Source organism: Eubacterium sp. AM05-23 (assembly GCF_003477535.1).
In the GTDB taxonomy this organism is placed as follows: domain Bacteria; phylum Bacillota; class Clostridia; order Eubacteriales; family Eubacteriaceae; genus Eubacterium; species Eubacterium maltosivorans.
Genome location: NZ_QUDF01000008.1, coordinates 115,025 through 130,825 on the forward strand (window position 1 = coordinate 115,025; position 15,801 = coordinate 130,825).

The window sequence follows — 15,801 nt, forward strand, 5'->3', positions numbered from 1 at the left end:
AGGCAATTTTCAGGAATTTATAAGGATTGCGGAAATTTTATGGTATAATTGAAAAAACATCTTTTCAACCCACCACCGGAGGATTTTAATGACTCAAATTAAAACTGAAATCCACGCGCTGCTGCCGGAAATCATCCTGCTGCGGCGGCAGCTCCATCAGAACCCTGAGCTGAGCCTTGAGGAATACCAGACCGCGGACTGCATTGAGGCCCACCTGGACGCCCTGTCCATCCCACACCGCCGTATCGAGCCCACTGGTGTGGTCGCTGACCTTATCGTCAATCCCGGTTACCCTACCACCGCCATCCGGGCCGAGATTGACGCGCTGCCCATTGCCGATGAAAAAGCTGTTCCCTACGCCTCCCGGACGCCAGGCGTATCCCACGCCTGCGGCCATGACGGGATCACTGCCCTCACTCTGGGGCTGACCAGGCTTTTAAGCGCGCATAAAGATGAGCTGTCCACCAATATCCGTTTTCTGTTTGAGCCAGCCGAGGAAACCGGCCGCGGCGCCAGGCTGCTGATGGATGGCGGGGCGCTGGAATCACCGAAGCCTGATCAGCTCATCATCTTTCATTTCGCCAATTCTGAGCCCTTTGGCATGGAAATACAGGAGGAGGCCTCTACGGCCACAGTCGCGGGCCTCAAAATCGAGGTTACAGGTTCCTCAGGCCACTGGGCAGAAGCCTCCCTTGGCAACAGCGCGGTCAGCGCAGCGGCTTCATTATTATGTGATATCGAGGGCCTCAACGCCACGGCCGTCACCCAGAGGCCTTTTATTATTGGATTTGGCACCATCAATGGCGGCGTTAAATCCAATGTCATTCCTGACGCCTGTGTCATGGAGGGGACTCTGCGCGCCTTTACAGAATCGGACTTTGATCTCCTGCTCTCCGCCATCCGGCGCATGGCAGAGAACACCGAAAAACGAACTGGTACTCAGATCCGTATCGGCCTGTCTCACAGAACCCCTGCGGTCATCAACGATCCCCGCCTTATCCAAAAGGGCTTTGCCGCGGGCCAGACAGTCTTTGGCAGCCGATGTGTCCTCTCCGGCTCGCCTTTTCTGGTCGGCGATAACGCTGGATGGTATTTTAAGGAGCTCCCGGGCCTGCGCATCGTCTTCTTTGCCGCCCAGGGCACTGCCCCCAATTACCCTATCCACCATCCCAAATTTGATTTTAACGAGGGCATCTTTGGTCCGGCACTGGAAACGCTCTATAAAATGCTGCTCTCGTTTTAGACGACCGTCCGTTTCGTACGGTCACGACATACATTAATCAAGGAGAATATAATATATGAGTAAAACAGAAAAAAGCTGGGTTAAGGGCGCGGCCATTCTCGCCGCCGCCGGTATCTTTGTAAGACTGATCGGCATCCTTTTCCGTATTCCCATCAGCAATCTGGTGGGCAGCTACGGCAACGGCATTTTCTCAAATGTCTTTAGCATTTACAGCCTTCTGCTGATGGTATCCACGGTTGGCTTTCCGGTGGCTGTCTCTAAAATGATTTCAGAAAATGTAGCCATCGGAGATTTCAGGGCTGTCACCAATGTTTTCAAGGTCTCCCTGCTCACCCTCTTTGTGCTGGGCGGGCTTTCCAGCCTTTTCCTGTTTTTTGGGGCCGGCTGGCTCATCGAGGTGACCAACTGGCCGCCTGAGAGCATCTATGCCATCCAGGGTATTGCCTTCTCCCCGCTGATCGTGGCGGTCTGCTCGGTCTACCGCGGTTACTTTCAGGGTTTTCAGAATATGCTGCCCACGGCCATCTCCCAGGTAATCGAGCAGGTTGTCCGCATTGTGCTGGGCGTCTTTTTGTGCTGGTACTGTGTGGTCATGCTGCAAAACGTCAGCCTTGGCGTCGGCGGCGCTTACCTGGGAACCACCATCAGCAGTCTGGCGGCCTGCCTGCTCTTGATTGTCTGGCATTTTTATTTTACCCGGAAGCACAGAGCCCTGCTGCTCAAAACCAGCCGCAGAGTTCCTCTGACGCGCAAAAAAATTTTGAAACGCCTGGTACTCATCGCGGTTCCGGTTACGCTCACCTCTGCCATGATCACCTTTTTCTCCTTTGCCGACGCCATGATGTATGTGGACCGGCTGGCGCTGGCAGGGTTCGATTCCTATACGGCCACAGCCCTTATGGGGGATTTCTCCTATGCCGATACCTTTGTCAACATCCCTTTAAGCATCAGCGCCACCTTCGCTGCTGCCATGATCCCCGCCATCTCGGAATCCTTTGCCCTTAAGGATCAGGCCGGCATCAACGAGCGCATCAACACCGCCATCCGGCTGGTCGTGCTGGTGGCTCTGCCCTGCTGCATCGGCCTGTCTGTGCTCTCAGACGGTATCTTCACGCTGATCTTCCCCGGCTCTGAGCACGGCGCTGCCATCATGGAAGTCTATGCCTTCGCGACCATTTTTATCATGCTCTCCAATACCTTCCAGAGCATTTTACAGTCCATCGACCGTTTTATCATCCCGCTCATTGCGCTGCTGGGCGCCTCTGTGGTACGCATTGGCTGCAGCTATGTGTTCATGGCCGTCCCTGCGCTCAACATCTACGGGGTTGTCCTGAGCACGATGCTGACTTTTATCTTTTTGATGGTCGTCAATTTCCTGTTTATCCGCCGCTATACCCACGTCCGGCTAAGCTATACCGGCACGCTGGTCAAGCCCTTTATCGCCTCGGCCATCATGGGCATGTCGGCTCTTGGCTGCTACAATTTTCTGCTGCCCCGTACCGGCAACACTGTCTCGGTTCTTGCCGCCATTATTGTGGCTGCGGTTATTTATTTCTTTTTGATTATTTTCTTTGGTATTCTCACCGAGGATGAGCTGGACCTTCTGCCAGGCAAACGGCTTTTACTGCCCCTGGTCAAAAAAATACAGAAACTGGCGCCAAAAGCGTCGTAATGCAGGCATTAAAAAAGCGCGTTCCATACAGGCGCGCGCTTTTTTTAGCGTTCTGCCATCATTCTGTCCGCATCTGTTATCTCACGGAGCACCCTCGCCGGGTTGCCGGCTGCCACCACATTATCCGGTATATCCTTTGTCACCACAGAGCCGGAGCCGATCACCGCATTGCTGCCGATCGTTACTCCCGGGTTGATGGTGGCATTGCCCCCAATCCACACATTGTCCCCGATGGTCACAGGGCTGCCGCCCTCCTGAAGGGTGTTGCGCTCATGGCTGACCAATGGGTGCCATGCCGTAAAAATACAGACACGGGGCGCCATAAAGCAGTTGTCCCCAATGGTAATCGGGCAGACATCCAGAAGAATAGCGTCAAAATTAATATACAGATTATCGCCTGCGGTTATGTTATAGCCGTAATCACACTTAAAGCTCGGCTCAACCGTGAAGTTCTTTCCAAGGCGTCCGAAAAGCTGCCCGATAATCATGTGGCGGTGCGGCAGCTCATATTCTGTTGTCAGATTAAATTGGCGGCAGAGCTCATGCGCTCTCATCCGCTCAAAAGACAGCTCTTCGTCCTCGGCACAGTAGAGCTGTCCAGCCAGCATTTTTTCTTTTTCTGTCATTATTTCCTCACTCTGTTTTTTATTTGCTTATCATAAATTATAACAAATAAATTTGCTTTGGCCTACCCCCTTGCTCTCTTATTAACAAAGGTGTATACTTATCTCAGCATTGATTAAGTGAGGTAAATTTTGTATGAATATACGTATCCGGCAAGCCAGGCCTGAGGATCTTCCATCAATCGCTGCCCTGGAGGCCGCTTGTTTTCCGCCTGCCGAAGCGGCAGGCCCCGCCGCCTTTGAAAAACGCATCGAGACCTTCCCGGAAAGCTTTTTTGTCGCAGAGGTCGAAGGACAGATCGTCGGCATGATTAACGGCTGCGTCACCGATGACGAAACCATTTCGGACATTCTCTTTGAGGACAGCTCCCGCCACAATCCTGACGGCCGCTACCAGAGTATTTTTGGGCTGGACGTTCTGCCAGACTGGCAGCATAAGGGCATCGCGACCATTTTAATGACCTATTTTATTCATAAAGCCATGGATTTCGGCAGAGAGGGCTTAATTCTCACCTGCAAGGAAAAGCTGATCACCTTTTACGAAGGCTTTGGGTATCAGAACCTGGGTGTTTCGGGCTCGACCCACGGCGGCGCCGTTTGGTATGATATGCTTTTAGCCTTTTAACAGTCCCGCGGGGCTGTTTTTTTATTTTTTCCAAATTCGTCCTGTTTTTACCATTTTCAACGCCGCTGTACTTTCTGCCTCGAGTATAATTAAGATAGATTACTTATGGAGGAAAGCACATGTATACTGACGATAAAATCTGGATTGCAAAAGGCGAACAGCCTGTTTATCTCCTGCCCAAGATGGCCAATCGGCATGGTCTGGTGGCAGGCGCCACCGGTACTGGTAAAACCATCACCCTGAAGGTGCTGGCCGAATCGTTCAGCGAGCTCGGTGTCCCGGTCTTTCTGGCAGACGTAAAAGGGGACCTCTCCGGCACCTGTGAGCCTGGAATCGACAGTGAGGATATGCAAAAACGCATTGAAAAATTCGGTCTGGGCGACCAGTTCGGCTATAAGCCCTACCCGGTACGTTTCTGGGACCTTCTCGGCAAACAGGGGCACCCCATCCGCACTACCATATCCCAGATGGGGCCTCTGCTGCTGTCACGGCTCCTCAATCTTAATGATACCCAGTCCGGTATTCTGAACATTGTGTTCAGAGTAGCCGACGCGAAAAACCTGCTGCTCATTGACATTAAGGACCTCAAAGCCATGCTCCAGTATGTTGGCAACAACGCCAAGGATCTGAAAATGGAATACGGCAACATCTCCTCCCAGAGCGTCGGCGCTATTCTGCGCGCCATCCTGGCCCTGGAGGACCAGGGCGCCGACCAGTTCTTCGGTGAACCCGCTTTAGACATCATGGACTGGATTCAAACCGATGAAAACGGCCTGGGCATCATCAATATTCTGGACTGCGTCGAGCTTATCCAGACCCCGGCGCTCTACTCCACCTTTCTGCTCTGGCTCATGTCCGACCTTTTTGAGGTTCTTCCTGAAGCCGGCGACCTGGATGCGCCCAAGATGGTCTTTTTCTTTGACGAAGCGCATCTGCTTTTTAAAGGCGCGCCCAAAGTTCTCCTCGAAAAGATCGAGCAGGTCGTGCGCCTGATCCGCTCAAAGGGGGTGGGCATCTACTTCATCTCACAAAGCCCAACCGACATGCCGGACACCATCCTCTCACAGCTTGGCAACCGCATTCAGCACGCGCTCCGGGCCTACTCGCCATCCGAGCAAAAGGCCATCAAGACCGCAGCCGAAACCTTTCGGCCCAACCCGGAATTTAAAACTGAGGAAGCCATCACCGATTTAGGCACTGGCGAAGCCCTGATATCCTGCCTGGATGAAGAGGGACGCCCCACCGTGGTCGAGCGCTGCTTTATCCTCCCGCCGCAGAGCCACATGGGTCCCGCCGCCCCCGATACCCGGAGCGGCCTGATCGAGCAGAGCCCCTTTAACGCCAAATATAAGGACACCATTGACCGCGAATCTGCCTATGAGGACCTCCAGCAGCAGGCTGAGGCCCCAGCCCAGGAAGCCGCCCCGGCAGAGAAAGAAAAAAAGCCAGCCAAAGAGGCCACGCCCAGACACCAGAAATCCTCTTTTGAAAAAGCTGCTGACAGCGCGCTGTCCACCATTGGCCGCGAGGTTGGAAAAAGCCTGGTACGCGGGCTCTTCGATGTTCTTAAACGCTGATAAAGAAAAAAATAAAACCAACGGTGCTGTACGCCGTTGGTTTTTTAGTTTAGAATAAATGCTTAATGGAGTTAAAAAGGTCTGACGGGCTTTTAATTTCACTCAAATCCACATTGTCCTTGATATGATTGATAAAGCCTTCGACCTGTTCGTCCGGCAAGTCCACCCCCAAAACAGATTCGGCTGTTTTAACAGGATCTTCCTTAAACTCGTTGGCCAGATTCGGATCTGACTTAATACGTTCCATCGCATCGCTGAATTTTTCCTGAATACTCATCTGATTCCTCCTGAAAATTTAATTATTCATCTTTATCCTACTATATCACAATCACGCCGAATCTTCGATTACAATAACCGTATTAAGGAGGTCTTTTCGGTAAAATCCCATAAGCACCTGCCAAAAGCCGTTTGATCACTTCAAAAAATAAAAAAACGATGACCGCCCGTTTCGTACGGTCACCGTTTTGTTGTCTTAACGGTTCAGAATCTCCATGAATTCCTCTCCTGTGATGGTTTCCTTTTCCAGCAGATAACGGGCCAGCTCGTGGAGTTTTTCCTGGTTATCCTTTAAGATACCAATGGCCTTCTCATGGGCGCTGCCGATGATATCCATGACTTCCCGGTCCACACGGGCAGCGGTCTCAGCGGAGCAGGCCAGCGAGGTGTCGCCGCCCAGATACGGATTGTCCACTGTCTCCAGAGCCACCATGCCAAAATCCTTGCTCATGCCAAAACGGGTCACCATGGCCCGCGCCAGACGCGTGGCCTGCTCAATGTCATTGGACGCGCCGGAGGTTACTGAGTTGAATATAATTTCCTCAGCCGCTCTGCCGCCTGTAAAGGTGGTGATCTTATTATATATCTCATCCCGGCTCATGAGGTTGTGTTCACCCTCATCCACCTGCATGGTGTAGCCGAGGGCTCCAGAAGTACGCGGGATAATGGTAATCTTGTGTACGGGCGCCGAGTCCGTCTGCTTTGCTGCCACCAGGGCATGCCCCACCTCATGGTAAGCCACGATTTCCTTTTCCTTTGAGGATATAGCCGCATTTTTGCGCTGGTAGCCCGCAATGACAACCTCAACACTTTCCTCAAGGTCATTCTGCTTCACCATGTTGCGTCCGCACCGCACTGCCCGGAGAGCCGCCTCATTGATGATATTGGCCAGATCCGCGCCGGAGGCCCCGGCAGTGGCCCGGGCTATGGCGTTATAGTCAATATTATGATCCATCTTGACATCCTGAGAATGAACCTTCAAAATCGCTTCACGGCCATTGAGATCAGGCAGCTCAACCGGAATTCTCCGGTCAAAACGGCCCGGGCGCAGCAGCGCCTGGTCAAGGGTTTCCGGGCGGTTGGTAGCGGCCAGGATAACCACGCCTTTTTTGCCGTCAAAGCCATCCATCTCAGACAGCAGCTGGTTAAGGGTCTGCTCACGCTCGTCGTTTCCGGTAAAGCCCTTGCTGTCACGCTTCTTGCCAATGGTGTCAATCTCGTCAATAAAGACAATACACGGCGCCTTATCGGTTGCCTGCTTAAACAGGTCTCGAACCTTGGCCGCGCCCATACCAACAAACATTTCCACAAATTCAGAGCCCGAGATCGAGAAGAACGGGACCTTAGCCTCACCCGCGACAGCTCTTGCCAGAAGGGTTTTACCGGTTCCCGGAGGGCCCACAAGCAGAGCGCCCTTTGGCAGGTTCGCGCCGATGTCGGCATATTTTTTAGGATTGTGCAGAAAATCGACAATCTCTGTCAGGGCCTCCTTGGCCTCATCCTGGCCGGCCACATCCTTAAAGGTTTTGCCCGTTTTCGCCTCGACGTATATTTTCGCGTTACTCTTGCCAAAGGTCATGGCATTGCCGCCCATTTTTTTCTGAAGCCTGTTGCCCATGAGCTGTCCGATTCCAAAGATCAGCAGGAAGGGCAGAATCCATGTGAGCAGGAAGCTGATAATGGGGGATGTCCTCTGCTGTGCAATCTGGGTAAAGGAAATTTTGCCCTGGTCGTTGGTGCCCTTGGCGGCAGACAAACGGTTGACCAGGTCCGGATCGTCCATTTTACCAGTGCTGTAAATCGTCTCCTTACCGCTGCCGTCCTTTGTCTTATACACAATTTCATCGTTATTTATTTCAACCGCATCGATGGTTCCACTGTCGATGGCAGATAAAAAGGTTCCGTAATCAACCTCGGTTACCTGCTCCTTCATCAGCGATGGGAATACCAGCGCATTGAGAAGCATGATGATAACCAGTCCGATCAGATAATAAAATATAAGGGGTTTTCTGGGGGGTTTTTTCTGTTCCATTTTTTCTCCTTTGATTATTTTTAAACACTCCAATAAAATTAAACAAATGTTGATTTTTGTACGTTGGTTGTATTATAATAAAGGAAACCACTTCTTTCAATAAACAATACATCGACTTTTGTCCAAAATTGAACATTTAAAGAAAATTTGTTTGATTTTATAAAATTCAACTTAAAAGGAGCTTAATCCATGGGAAGTAAAGCAGAATACCGAAGCGCCATTCGTTCGCGCAAGCTTATAAAAACAGCTTTTATGGAGCTGGCTGCTGAAAAAGAGATTTCAAAAATTACGGTAAAGGACATTGCCGACAGGGCCGACATCAACCGGGGCACCTTTTACGCCCATTACCGTGACGTTTATGACGTCCTCGAGCAGATTGAGGATGAGGCCATCGAAAACCTCAGCCATTTTCTTGACAATCTGAACAATTCGGTTGAAAACATCGGAGATATGATGTACCCCATCGACTGTTATCTGAACAAGGATATTAAGCTCAGCCAGAGACTTCTCAACTCCAGAGAATCCGAAATGTTTTTTAAAAAGCTTCACAAGGTCTTTAAGGAAAAGCTTCTATCCAATGAAAGCTATACAAAAATATTTGAAGGCGATTCCCTGTCCCAGGAGATCTGCACCACCTTTATCACCTACGGCTGCGCTGGTGTTCTCCAAAACTGTATGCAGCACCGGGACATCTACTCGCCGGAATCGGTCAATCATGCCCTTAACCAGTTTATCGAGGGCGGCATTCTGGCCTTTGGCCAAAACAAAAAGACGATGGCATAAAACCATCGCCTTTTTTATTCGATTAATGATGATGCCCGCAGCTATGGTCGTGCTGGCCGCAGCCCCCGTTTTCGTGATGGTGTCCACAGCCCTCGCTGTGGGCGTGGTCGTGATGGTCGCAGTGAACATTGGGGTTATAGTCCAGTGTGCCGTTCATATAAGCCTGAACCGCCTGATCCGCATTGCCGGCTACGCCGCCTTTAAACAGAATACCCGCGTTCATCAGGGCATTCTGGGCTCCGCCGCCAATGCCGCCGCAGATTAACAAATCGACGGACTCGTCCTTTAAAAAGCCCGCCAGGCTCCCGTGTCCAACACCGTTGGTGTCCACGACCTGCGAGGCCAGAATCTGGTCTGCGTCGACATCATAAATCTTAAACTGGCTGGTATGCCCAAAATGCTGAAATACATGTCCATCTTCGTAAGTAACTGCAATTCTCAATGTTAATACCTCATTCCTCTTTTTCGTTTTTTTTAGGACAGTGTCCCTTTTCCTGATGACAGCCACATTGTCTTTTGCCACATTGCCGCATTCTGCAGCCGCATTCCCGGTCGGTACAGATATCATAGCTTCCGCCCTCTATTTTGAGCGTCGCGCCTGTAATCAGATGCTCCGCCAGCTTAGACCGGGCGCTGTTATAAATGCGCTGGGCCGTTGTCCGGGCCACTGCCATCTGTTCTGCACACTCTTCCTGGTTAAGGCCGACATGGTCAATGAGCCGGACGGTCTCGTATTCCTCCAGCGTCATCACCACTGGCTCGGCCTGCTTTTCACACACGTCTGCACAGACAAATATTTTTCCCTCAGGCAGTCCGCATATCCGCCTGCGTTTCGTTGGCCTTGGCATTTTTATTCCTCCCTCAGTGGTTCATCTGTCTTTATTATACCGTCATTATGGGCATATGTCAATAATCTTTTAAATCAGCCTTTTATTCCGCGGCCTTCCAATCCATTTTCCAAAGCGCAGACGCCCTCTCATATTCCAGGCTGTAGCCGTAAAAACGTGCTTCTGCCAGATAAGAGGCGTACTCAGCGTGATGGTAAGCCTCGATGCGTTCTCTGGCCTCGGCATCCTCAGTCTGCTCATAAAAGGCCTTTACCGGCTCAATCGCCGCTGGGCCGCAGGCCGCCAGGGTAGCCATATCCAGCTCCTGGAGCTGGCCCTTTTCGTAAGCTGAAAGGTTGTAGGAAACGATCATCCTGTCCATATTCGTATAACTGAGCAGCACAACCATGACCCCTGCCACCATCGCACAGGTCCTCATAACTGCAAAGTCCCTGAACTGGCGAATGATCAGCACAATAAAGAACAGGGCCAGCAGAAGCATAAACCAGCTGGTAAAAACCCGGAGCTGTGTCATACCAAACCGCTCGATGTATAAAAACATTTTGCTGAGCGCTGTGGCGATGAGCAGCAATGTAAGAATACACAGCGTTACATTCAGGCCCTTGAGCAGTATGCGGGCAGTCTTTTGAGCCTCTCTTAAAAAAAGCTGCCCTGCCCCCATTACCAAAAGATTGATGACTGAAACCTGGCACAGCTCAAAAAAACCGCGTCTGGCATACTCGGCTGTGGTTATGCCTCCACCCGGCAGGCTTCCCCAAAAAGCTGAGAAATAATAGCCACCCTGGGCGGCAAAGAACATAAAATAGGCCAGGCACAAAAGGCCAAGAACTGTGCAGCCTGTGACCGCCGGCAGCTTTTTCACCTTTTGCTTCCCTGTTTCCAGAGCTGCAGCATCAAATGCTGTTTTTTCTTTTTTGCACGCGCCGTAAAACAGCCCAAAGAAATAAGCTGACAAAACCAGTGCCAACGCGAGCCTCAAAACCTCCAGCAGCATTTGAGGTACGTTAAAAAACAAGCGCCCGATCATTGCCTGAAAAGCCGCGTCAGCCTCAACCAGCAGATAAAGCACCACCAAAAGAACCGGTACGCCAATGACAAGCCCTAACAAAACAGCCTTCAGGACATGACCTGTGCTGCTTCCGCTGCCCATTTTTTTAAAAACATGCCATTCCCTCGTATAATTAAAGAGCGGCAGCACCAGAAACGCATTAAACAGATCGGACAGGAAGAAGCGCCCACTGCCGGTTCTCGCGCCAGCGGCGCTCATTACCCAATAGGCCAGCATGGCAAAAAGGACTGGAAGCATCAGCACGCTTAAGCGTTGGTTGACAAAAAGCGTATAGCTACCTCCCAAAGCCAATGCCATCACAAGCCAATAAAGCCCTTCCCCTGTAAAAACGAGCCCCTTTTTATGAAAATAAAAGCCGCCTGCCAAAGCAAACACCCCTGTAAACAGCGTTACAGTCATTCCCAGAAATCCATAGTGGCCGGGAATAAAGCAGCGTACAAAAACATAGGCCATGAACAGCGACATTGACGCCAAAAGTTTTTCGTCAACAGACACTTGCTGCGTTTCCTGGCTTTTCAGATAAATTGTATTTTCTTTCACTGTAAGTCCTCCTGTGCAGAAGCTGCATGCACGCTTTGAGCTCTTAATTTCTCAAAACACTTCTTACATTGAGGACAGTATAACATGATATTTTCTGTTTTTCAAGTAGTTTTTATTGTTTTTCGATAATTATCGATTGATAAACATCAAAAAAGGACGACCGTCTGTTTCGGACGGTCGTCCTTTTTAATCACTGCTACCCATCTCTTCATCAGGTATATACTCAAGAATATCTCCCGGCTGGCAGTCCAGCGCCCTGCACAGGGCATAAAGCGTTGTAAAGCGCACTGCCTTGGCTTTATTGTTTTTAAGAATCGACAAATTAGCAGGGGTAATGCCAATTTTCTCTGCCAGTGTACCGGCTGACATTTTACGCTTTGCCATCATAACATCAATATTAACAACAATCGGCATCTTGGCTCCCCCTAAATTGTGTAGTCATTCTCATCTTTTAAGACCACAGCCAGCTGAATCACGTTTTTTACCACCCGCAGGATTAGCCCGATAAAGGCTGCCGCTACAGCAAGCAAGAGCCACGGAAGATAGTAAAGCCCTGAAATCAGGCAGATCAATCCAGCCGCAATACAGCACCAGGAGATAACCCGGAGGTGGCGGACATTTTCATCGTTAAAAACCTGGTCCAACCCAATGTTGTTTAAAAGCCGGTACAAATGGTATAAAAGCAGCGCCGCCGGGACGCAGCAGGCGTAAATGGTCATCAAAAAATAGGCGTAAAAAGCCTCCAGTCCCAGCTCTGAGTAAAAGGCCAGAAGGCTTCTTAACCAGAACGGCGCGCTGACACCAAAGCCTATGAGCAGCGCCATAAAAAGCCTTACACACAGCTTGGACAACGCCAGGCTTTTTGTTTCATTCCACATAACAGAACCTCCTCTTTACCCTTAAGATACCATATTTTTTATTGTTTATCAATAAATTCCTGCACTCTAAGCCCAGCGTTTTCCCGAATACAAAGCCAAAAAAGGCTATAATCGTATAAATGCAGATTTTGATGCCGTTTCATCTTCTCAGGCGCCGCATCCGGCAAATCTACCAGCAGCACCCCGGTTCTGGGCTCAATGGCAGCCGCCATTCCCTGAGGCATCACATGGGTACAGTCCTCAATCCCACAGACCCTTTTTCCCAGTGATATTTTGAAAATGGTATCGTTCCAGACAAAGGGATTAACACACAGGGAGTCTCCCTTTTCAGCGGGCAGGTCCTCTGGCACAGTGCCGCGCTGATAGCTTCTCCAGCCCAGATAGCCGCCGGTCATTTCCGGCGTATTGGCAAAGGGAAGGTGCCTGAACTGGCCATGGGGAATCTGAAAGCCCGGCAGATAGGCGCACACCAGCTGTCTCTGGAGGCTGGTGCCGTCGAAAAATTCTCTCAGCAGCCGAAGCCCGTGAAAGCTTCCCTGGCTGTGTCCTGCGATGATCACTGGCCGGCCGTTGTTTTCATGCTCAAGATAATAGCTGAAGGCATTGCGAATATCCGAGTAGGCCATATCGAAGGCGGCCTGAACCGCGTCTGAGGGCTTTAGAAAAAAAGTTTTCACATGGGCCTGGCGGTACCTCGGCGCAAAAACTCTGGCGCATCGGTTAAACACACTGGCCTGCATCCGGATCGTTCCCCGGTCGGTAAAGGCGTTAAGGGCTGTGTCGTCAGTATCGCTGTTCCACGGTTCATCGTTGGCTCTGGCCCTCATCCGGTTCATCTCTGTCCGGTCAAGCATAATACTGCACCGGCCATGCTTCTGGCATAGATAGGTCGTTGGATGAATAAAGAAAACATCCGCCGCTTTATTGAAGTCTTCCTCCGGCAGAAAAGAAGGGACAAGGTCACTGGGAGAGGGCTTGTGAGGCGAAGCCGCCCAGTTTTTCAATTGTTTGTAATCTGGTGCTTTAATACTGCTCAGTTTCATTGCTTATTTCTCCTTGCTGTTACAACAATTGTACCCATTTTAAAAGGCCGGTAACCGCTCCGTTACCGGCGGCATTTCAATCGTTTTTCTGTATAAAAAGCCTCAGCGCGTCAATGGGGATGGCCGGGCTGTAAAGGTAGCCCTGATAATTTCTGCACCCCAGCGCCAGCAGTGTGTCACGCTGTTCGACAGTCTCCACAAACTCTGCCAGCACCTCAAATTTAAGGGAGTGGGACAGATAAATGATCGAGGCAATAATGTCGCTGCTGCGCTGATTGCTCATCAGCTGCTTTACGAGCGAGCCATCAAGTTTGACCATATCAAACTGGTTATTCTGCAGATACATCAGCGAGCTGTGTCCCATTCCGAAGTCATCCATGATCAGCGGCATTCCCATCTCGTGAAGCGCCATCAAACGGTCCGTCATTGCCTGTGAACTGGACAGTGCCATTTGTTCGGTCAGCTCAAGGCCCAGCTGCCAGGGGCCGAAACTGTGACGGTCAATCAGCGCTTTCATCTGCTCATAGATTTTGGGGTTATCAAGCTGGCTCGCGGTCAGATTGACTGAAATCATAAACCGATCGTCAATCAGGGGCTGGAGCCCCTCCAGATCGCCGCAGGCCGTCTCCGTGATGATCCGGCCAAGCTCTTCGAGCAAACCGGCTTCCTCTGCCAGCGCGATGACCAGCGGCGGATAAAGGAACCCTGCCACAGGGTGCTTCCACCTGAGCAGCGCCTCCGCCCCGATCACCCTTCCCTCTGCGTTAACCTGAGGCTGATAATAAAGATTGATGCTCCGGCTTCGAATATCACGCCGCAATTCACTGACAAGGCTCTTAGCCACCGTTGACAGTCTTCCTGTGCGTTTAAGTAAAACCGGCTTCTCTCCGCTCTCCTCTGCCCTTCTGACCACATCGCTGAGCTCCTCAATCTGACGCGTCAGGGTTTTGAGCTGCTGCCTCTGGGACAGGTACACAAAGGGCAGGTATATCCCTATACCTACCGCCAGGTTCAGAAGCTGGAGCAGGCTCCCGGCAATGGAGCCCGTGGCCGCGTAACCGCTCAGAAAAATCGGGCTTGTCCACTCCACCGTGCTTGTGATCATGGGCACCAGGCCAAAATAAAAAGCACCATAGCTGATAAGCGTAAGCACAAGCGGCGTGAGGATAAAGGGAATAAAATAAACAGGGTTAAAGACCACCGGTATACCAAAGAGGATCAGCTCATTCATATTAAATAAGACCGGGAAGGTCGCAATGGCAGAGAGCTCCCGCACACTTTTCCGGCGTTCTCCGATAAAAATGGCAGCCACCAGGCACAGCAGCGCGCCGCAGCCGCCAAAGAAGATAAATGTATCGAAAAAGGTCTTGGTCGCAATCCATGGGCCCTGGCTGAAAAAGGTCTTGGCGACATCATCCAGCATATTCGCCCCGTGCACGCCAAAGAACCACAAGAAATGCATAATAAACACAAAGAACAGCGCGCTGCCCAGTCCCCTTCCCAAATGCTGAAAAAGCCCGAAAAGATAATTGGATATCAGCATCTGAAAATTAGGAATGCCAAAAACCATAACCATCAGATTATTCAGAAGGGCAAACAGGAAGATAATCATCCCACCTGGCACCAGGGCTGCCAGTGCCTGGTTAAAATGATTGTCCGCCCCCTCAGAATAGGATTTAAAAGTATTTGAAAAAAGATTGGATAATTTGTCGTAGAGCAGGCAGGTCACAATCGAGACTACCACCGCGTTAAAAAGCCAGGTGCTCTGAAATATTTCAAAGGTGAAGCCCGTCTCGATATTGTAGGCAAAGGCAATATAAGCACAGAGACTGATCAGAGGCAGCAGGCCCAGATTTTCTGTGCTCGTCTGCTTTTCAAAGCTGAGGCTGATGGTCAACAGCAGGATCAATGAGATAATGCCAAGGGTCGCGTCGTTGATCAGCAAAAGCATATTCAAGAAAAAGCCATTCAAAAACGTCTCTAAAAAAGCCTTATAGGCCGGTATCGGAAGGCTTTTAAGCAGCAGTGCAAAGGACCCGGCCATAATCCATGGTATTGCCAGGATCATTCCGTCACGTACAGCTGTCAGTATGCGGTTTTCCTCAAGTCTGCTGAATAATTTTTCGATACTGCCGCTCAGAAGATTTTTCACAACATTTTCTCTCTTTCATTCCTATTTCCTCTATTCTATACTATTCCAGACATTTTTTAAAGCGAAAAGAAACGCTTTTCACAAATATCTGTGTTTTTCAAAAATTAATTATTGAATTTTTAAGAAATATCCGTTATAATATATTCATAAATTAATTTTTGAAAGGAGTCGTTCTCATGGACCCATATGAACAGATTCGGCTGCTGGAGGATCAGCTCCAGACAAAAAAAGAATATATTTCCAAGCTTGAGGCACAGCTTGAGGCGCAGAACAGCCGTGGCGCCGGAAGAAAGCGCAAGCTGAACAGCAAGGATATTGAACTTATTAAGAGCTACCGCGCAAAAGGCTGCACCTATGCCGAAATTGCGGAAAACTTTGGCCTGAGCGTCGGTTCTGTCTATAATTACTGCAACCATTAAGAAAACCCGGATATCGATTCC

Annotated in this window: 16 protein-coding genes; 6 read left to right on the forward strand and 10 right to left on the reverse strand. The window is 50.3% G+C overall.

Going from position 1 to position 15,801, the window contains the following annotated elements; genetic code table 11:
• Positions 1–88 precede the first annotated feature (88 nt).
• Together DW091_RS12775 and DW091_RS12780 are read left to right on the forward strand one after the other, a co-directional pair.
• Positions 89–1,243: a M20 family metallopeptidase gene (locus tag DW091_RS12775; protein ID WP_118518323.1), complete on the forward strand. Its 1,155-nt coding sequence runs from the start codon at positions 89–91 to the stop codon at positions 1,241–1,243.
• 55 nt (positions 1,244–1,298) lie between these two features.
• The gene (locus DW091_RS12780; protein WP_118518324.1) at positions 1,299–2,915 is read left to right on the forward strand and encodes a polysaccharide biosynthesis protein; all 1,617 of its coding nucleotides are present in this window, start codon (positions 1,299–1,301) and stop codon (positions 2,913–2,915) included.
• A gap of 44 nt (positions 2,916–2,959) precedes the next feature.
• Here the strand turns inward: DW091_RS12780 and DW091_RS12785 are convergent, their stop codons facing one another.
• Positions 2,960–3,541 (reverse strand): sugar O-acetyltransferase, encoded by a 582-nt coding sequence (locus DW091_RS12785; protein ID WP_275477602.1) that lies wholly within the window; start codon positions 3,539–3,541, stop codon positions 2,960–2,962.
• A gap of 133 nt (positions 3,542–3,674) precedes the next feature.
• Between DW091_RS12785 and DW091_RS12790 the strand changes: the two genes are divergently transcribed.
• Both DW091_RS12790 and DW091_RS12795 read left to right on the forward strand, forming a co-directional pair.
• The gene (locus DW091_RS12790; RefSeq protein ID WP_058694182.1) at positions 3,675–4,163 is read left to right on the forward strand and encodes a GNAT family N-acetyltransferase; all 489 of its coding nucleotides are present in this window, start codon (positions 3,675–3,677) and stop codon (positions 4,161–4,163) included.
• Positions 4,164–4,282: 119 nt separating this feature from the next.
• Positions 4,283–5,740 (forward strand): helicase HerA-like domain-containing protein, encoded by a 1,458-nt coding sequence (locus DW091_RS12795; RefSeq protein ID WP_118518325.1) that lies wholly within the window; start codon positions 4,283–4,285, stop codon positions 5,738–5,740.
• A 49-nt stretch (positions 5,741–5,789) separates the two neighbouring features.
• Here the strand turns inward: DW091_RS12795 and DW091_RS12800 are convergent, their stop codons facing one another.
• Positions 5,790–6,017 carry a hypothetical protein gene (locus DW091_RS12800; RefSeq protein ID WP_058694180.1) on the reverse strand — a complete coding sequence of 76 codons (228 nt, stop codon included), beginning with the start codon at positions 6,015–6,017 and terminating at the stop codon, positions 5,790–5,792.
• Between the two features lie 195 nt (positions 6,018–6,212).
• On the reverse strand, positions 6,213–8,048 hold the full coding sequence (ftsH, locus tag DW091_RS12805; RefSeq protein WP_118518326.1) for an ATP-dependent zinc metalloprotease FtsH: 1,836 nt from the start codon (positions 8,046–8,048) through the stop codon (positions 6,213–6,215).
• A gap of 189 nt (positions 8,049–8,237) precedes the next feature.
• On the opposite strand from ftsH, the gene DW091_RS12810 reads away from it, so the two are divergent.
• The gene (locus tag DW091_RS12810) at positions 8,238–8,831 is read left to right on the forward strand and encodes a TetR/AcrR family transcriptional regulator (RefSeq protein ID WP_058694178.1); all 594 of its coding nucleotides are present in this window, start codon (positions 8,238–8,240) and stop codon (positions 8,829–8,831) included.
• A gap of 22 nt (positions 8,832–8,853) precedes the next feature.
• On the opposite strand, the gene DW091_RS12815 is transcribed toward DW091_RS12810, so the two are convergent.
• From DW091_RS12815 to DW091_RS12845, 7 genes are all read right to left on the reverse strand, one after another.
• Complete coding sequence (locus tag DW091_RS12815; protein WP_118518372.1) at positions 8,854–9,273, reverse strand: NifB/NifX family molybdenum-iron cluster-binding protein; 420 nt, start codon at positions 9,271–9,273, stop codon at positions 8,854–8,856.
• Between the two features lie 10 nt (positions 9,274–9,283).
• On the reverse strand, positions 9,284–9,679 hold the full coding sequence (locus DW091_RS12820; RefSeq protein WP_058694176.1) for a DUF134 domain-containing protein: 396 nt from the start codon (positions 9,677–9,679) through the stop codon (positions 9,284–9,286).
• Positions 9,680–9,761: 82 nt separating this feature from the next.
• Positions 9,762–11,288, reverse strand: coding sequence for a DUF4173 domain-containing protein (locus tag DW091_RS12825; RefSeq protein WP_118518327.1), 1,527 nt, complete (start codon positions 11,286–11,288; stop codon positions 9,762–9,764).
• A gap of 186 nt (positions 11,289–11,474) precedes the next feature.
• Entirely contained in the window at positions 11,475–11,702 is a 228-nt protein-coding gene (locus DW091_RS12830) for a helix-turn-helix transcriptional regulator (protein ID WP_058694174.1), read from the reverse strand.
• A gap of 11 nt (positions 11,703–11,713) precedes the next feature.
• On the reverse strand, positions 11,714–12,166 hold the full coding sequence (locus DW091_RS12835) for a DUF2975 domain-containing protein (RefSeq protein WP_096919624.1): 453 nt from the start codon (positions 12,164–12,166) through the stop codon (positions 11,714–11,716).
• A 38-nt stretch (positions 12,167–12,204) separates the two neighbouring features.
• Positions 12,205–13,209 (reverse strand): DUF3089 domain-containing protein, encoded by a 1,005-nt coding sequence (locus DW091_RS12840; protein WP_118518328.1) that lies wholly within the window; start codon positions 13,207–13,209, stop codon positions 12,205–12,207.
• A 76-nt stretch (positions 13,210–13,285) separates the two neighbouring features.
• Positions 13,286–15,361, reverse strand: coding sequence for an EAL domain-containing protein (locus tag DW091_RS12845; protein ID WP_074616997.1), 2,076 nt, complete (start codon positions 15,359–15,361; stop codon positions 13,286–13,288).
• Between the two features lie 176 nt (positions 15,362–15,537).
• Between DW091_RS12845 and DW091_RS12850 the strand changes: the two genes are divergently transcribed.
• Complete coding sequence (locus DW091_RS12850) at positions 15,538–15,780, forward strand: helix-turn-helix domain-containing protein (protein WP_058694170.1); 243 nt, start codon at positions 15,538–15,540, stop codon at positions 15,778–15,780.
• Positions 15,781–15,801 lie beyond the last annotated feature (21 nt).

Bases quoted from the DNA above. Each gene is read 5' to 3' on its own strand.
- DW091_RS12780 (WP_118518324.1), top strand. From the start codon at position 1,299: ATGAGTAAAACAGAAAAAAGCTGGGTTAAGGGCGCGGCCATTCTCGCC.
- DW091_RS12830 (WP_058694174.1), bottom strand. From the start codon at position 11,702: ATGCCGATTGTTGTTAATATTGATGTTATGATGGCAAAGCGTAAAATG.
- DW091_RS12835 (WP_096919624.1), bottom strand. From the start codon at position 12,166: ATGTGGAATGAAACAAAAAGCCTGGCGTTGTCCAAGCTGTGTGTAAGG.
- DW091_RS12775 (WP_118518323.1), top strand. From the start codon at position 89: ATGACTCAAATTAAAACTGAAATCCACGCGCTGCTGCCGGAAATCATC.
- DW091_RS12795 (WP_118518325.1), top strand. From the start codon at position 4,283: ATGTATACTGACGATAAAATCTGGATTGCAAAAGGCGAACAGCCTGTT.
- DW091_RS12850 (WP_058694170.1), top strand. From the start codon at position 15,538: ATGGACCCATATGAACAGATTCGGCTGCTGGAGGATCAGCTCCAGACA.
- ftsH (WP_118518326.1), bottom strand. From the start codon at position 8,048: ATGGAACAGAAAAAACCCCCCAGAAAACCCCTTATATTTTATTATCTG.
- DW091_RS12785 (WP_275477602.1), bottom strand. From the start codon at position 3,541: ATGACAGAAAAAGAAAAAATGCTGGCTGGACAGCTCTACTGTGCCGAG.
- DW091_RS12800 (WP_058694180.1), bottom strand. From the start codon at position 6,017: ATGAGTATTCAGGAAAAATTCAGCGATGCGATGGAACGTATTAAGTCA.
- DW091_RS12810 (WP_058694178.1), top strand. From the start codon at position 8,238: ATGGGAAGTAAAGCAGAATACCGAAGCGCCATTCGTTCGCGCAAGCTT.
- DW091_RS12840 (WP_118518328.1), bottom strand. From the start codon at position 13,209: ATGAAACTGAGCAGTATTAAAGCACCAGATTACAAACAATTGAAAAAC.
- DW091_RS12820 (WP_058694176.1), bottom strand. From the start codon at position 9,679: ATGCCAAGGCCAACGAAACGCAGGCGGATATGCGGACTGCCTGAGGGA.
- DW091_RS12790 (WP_058694182.1), top strand. From the start codon at position 3,675: ATGAATATACGTATCCGGCAAGCCAGGCCTGAGGATCTTCCATCAATC.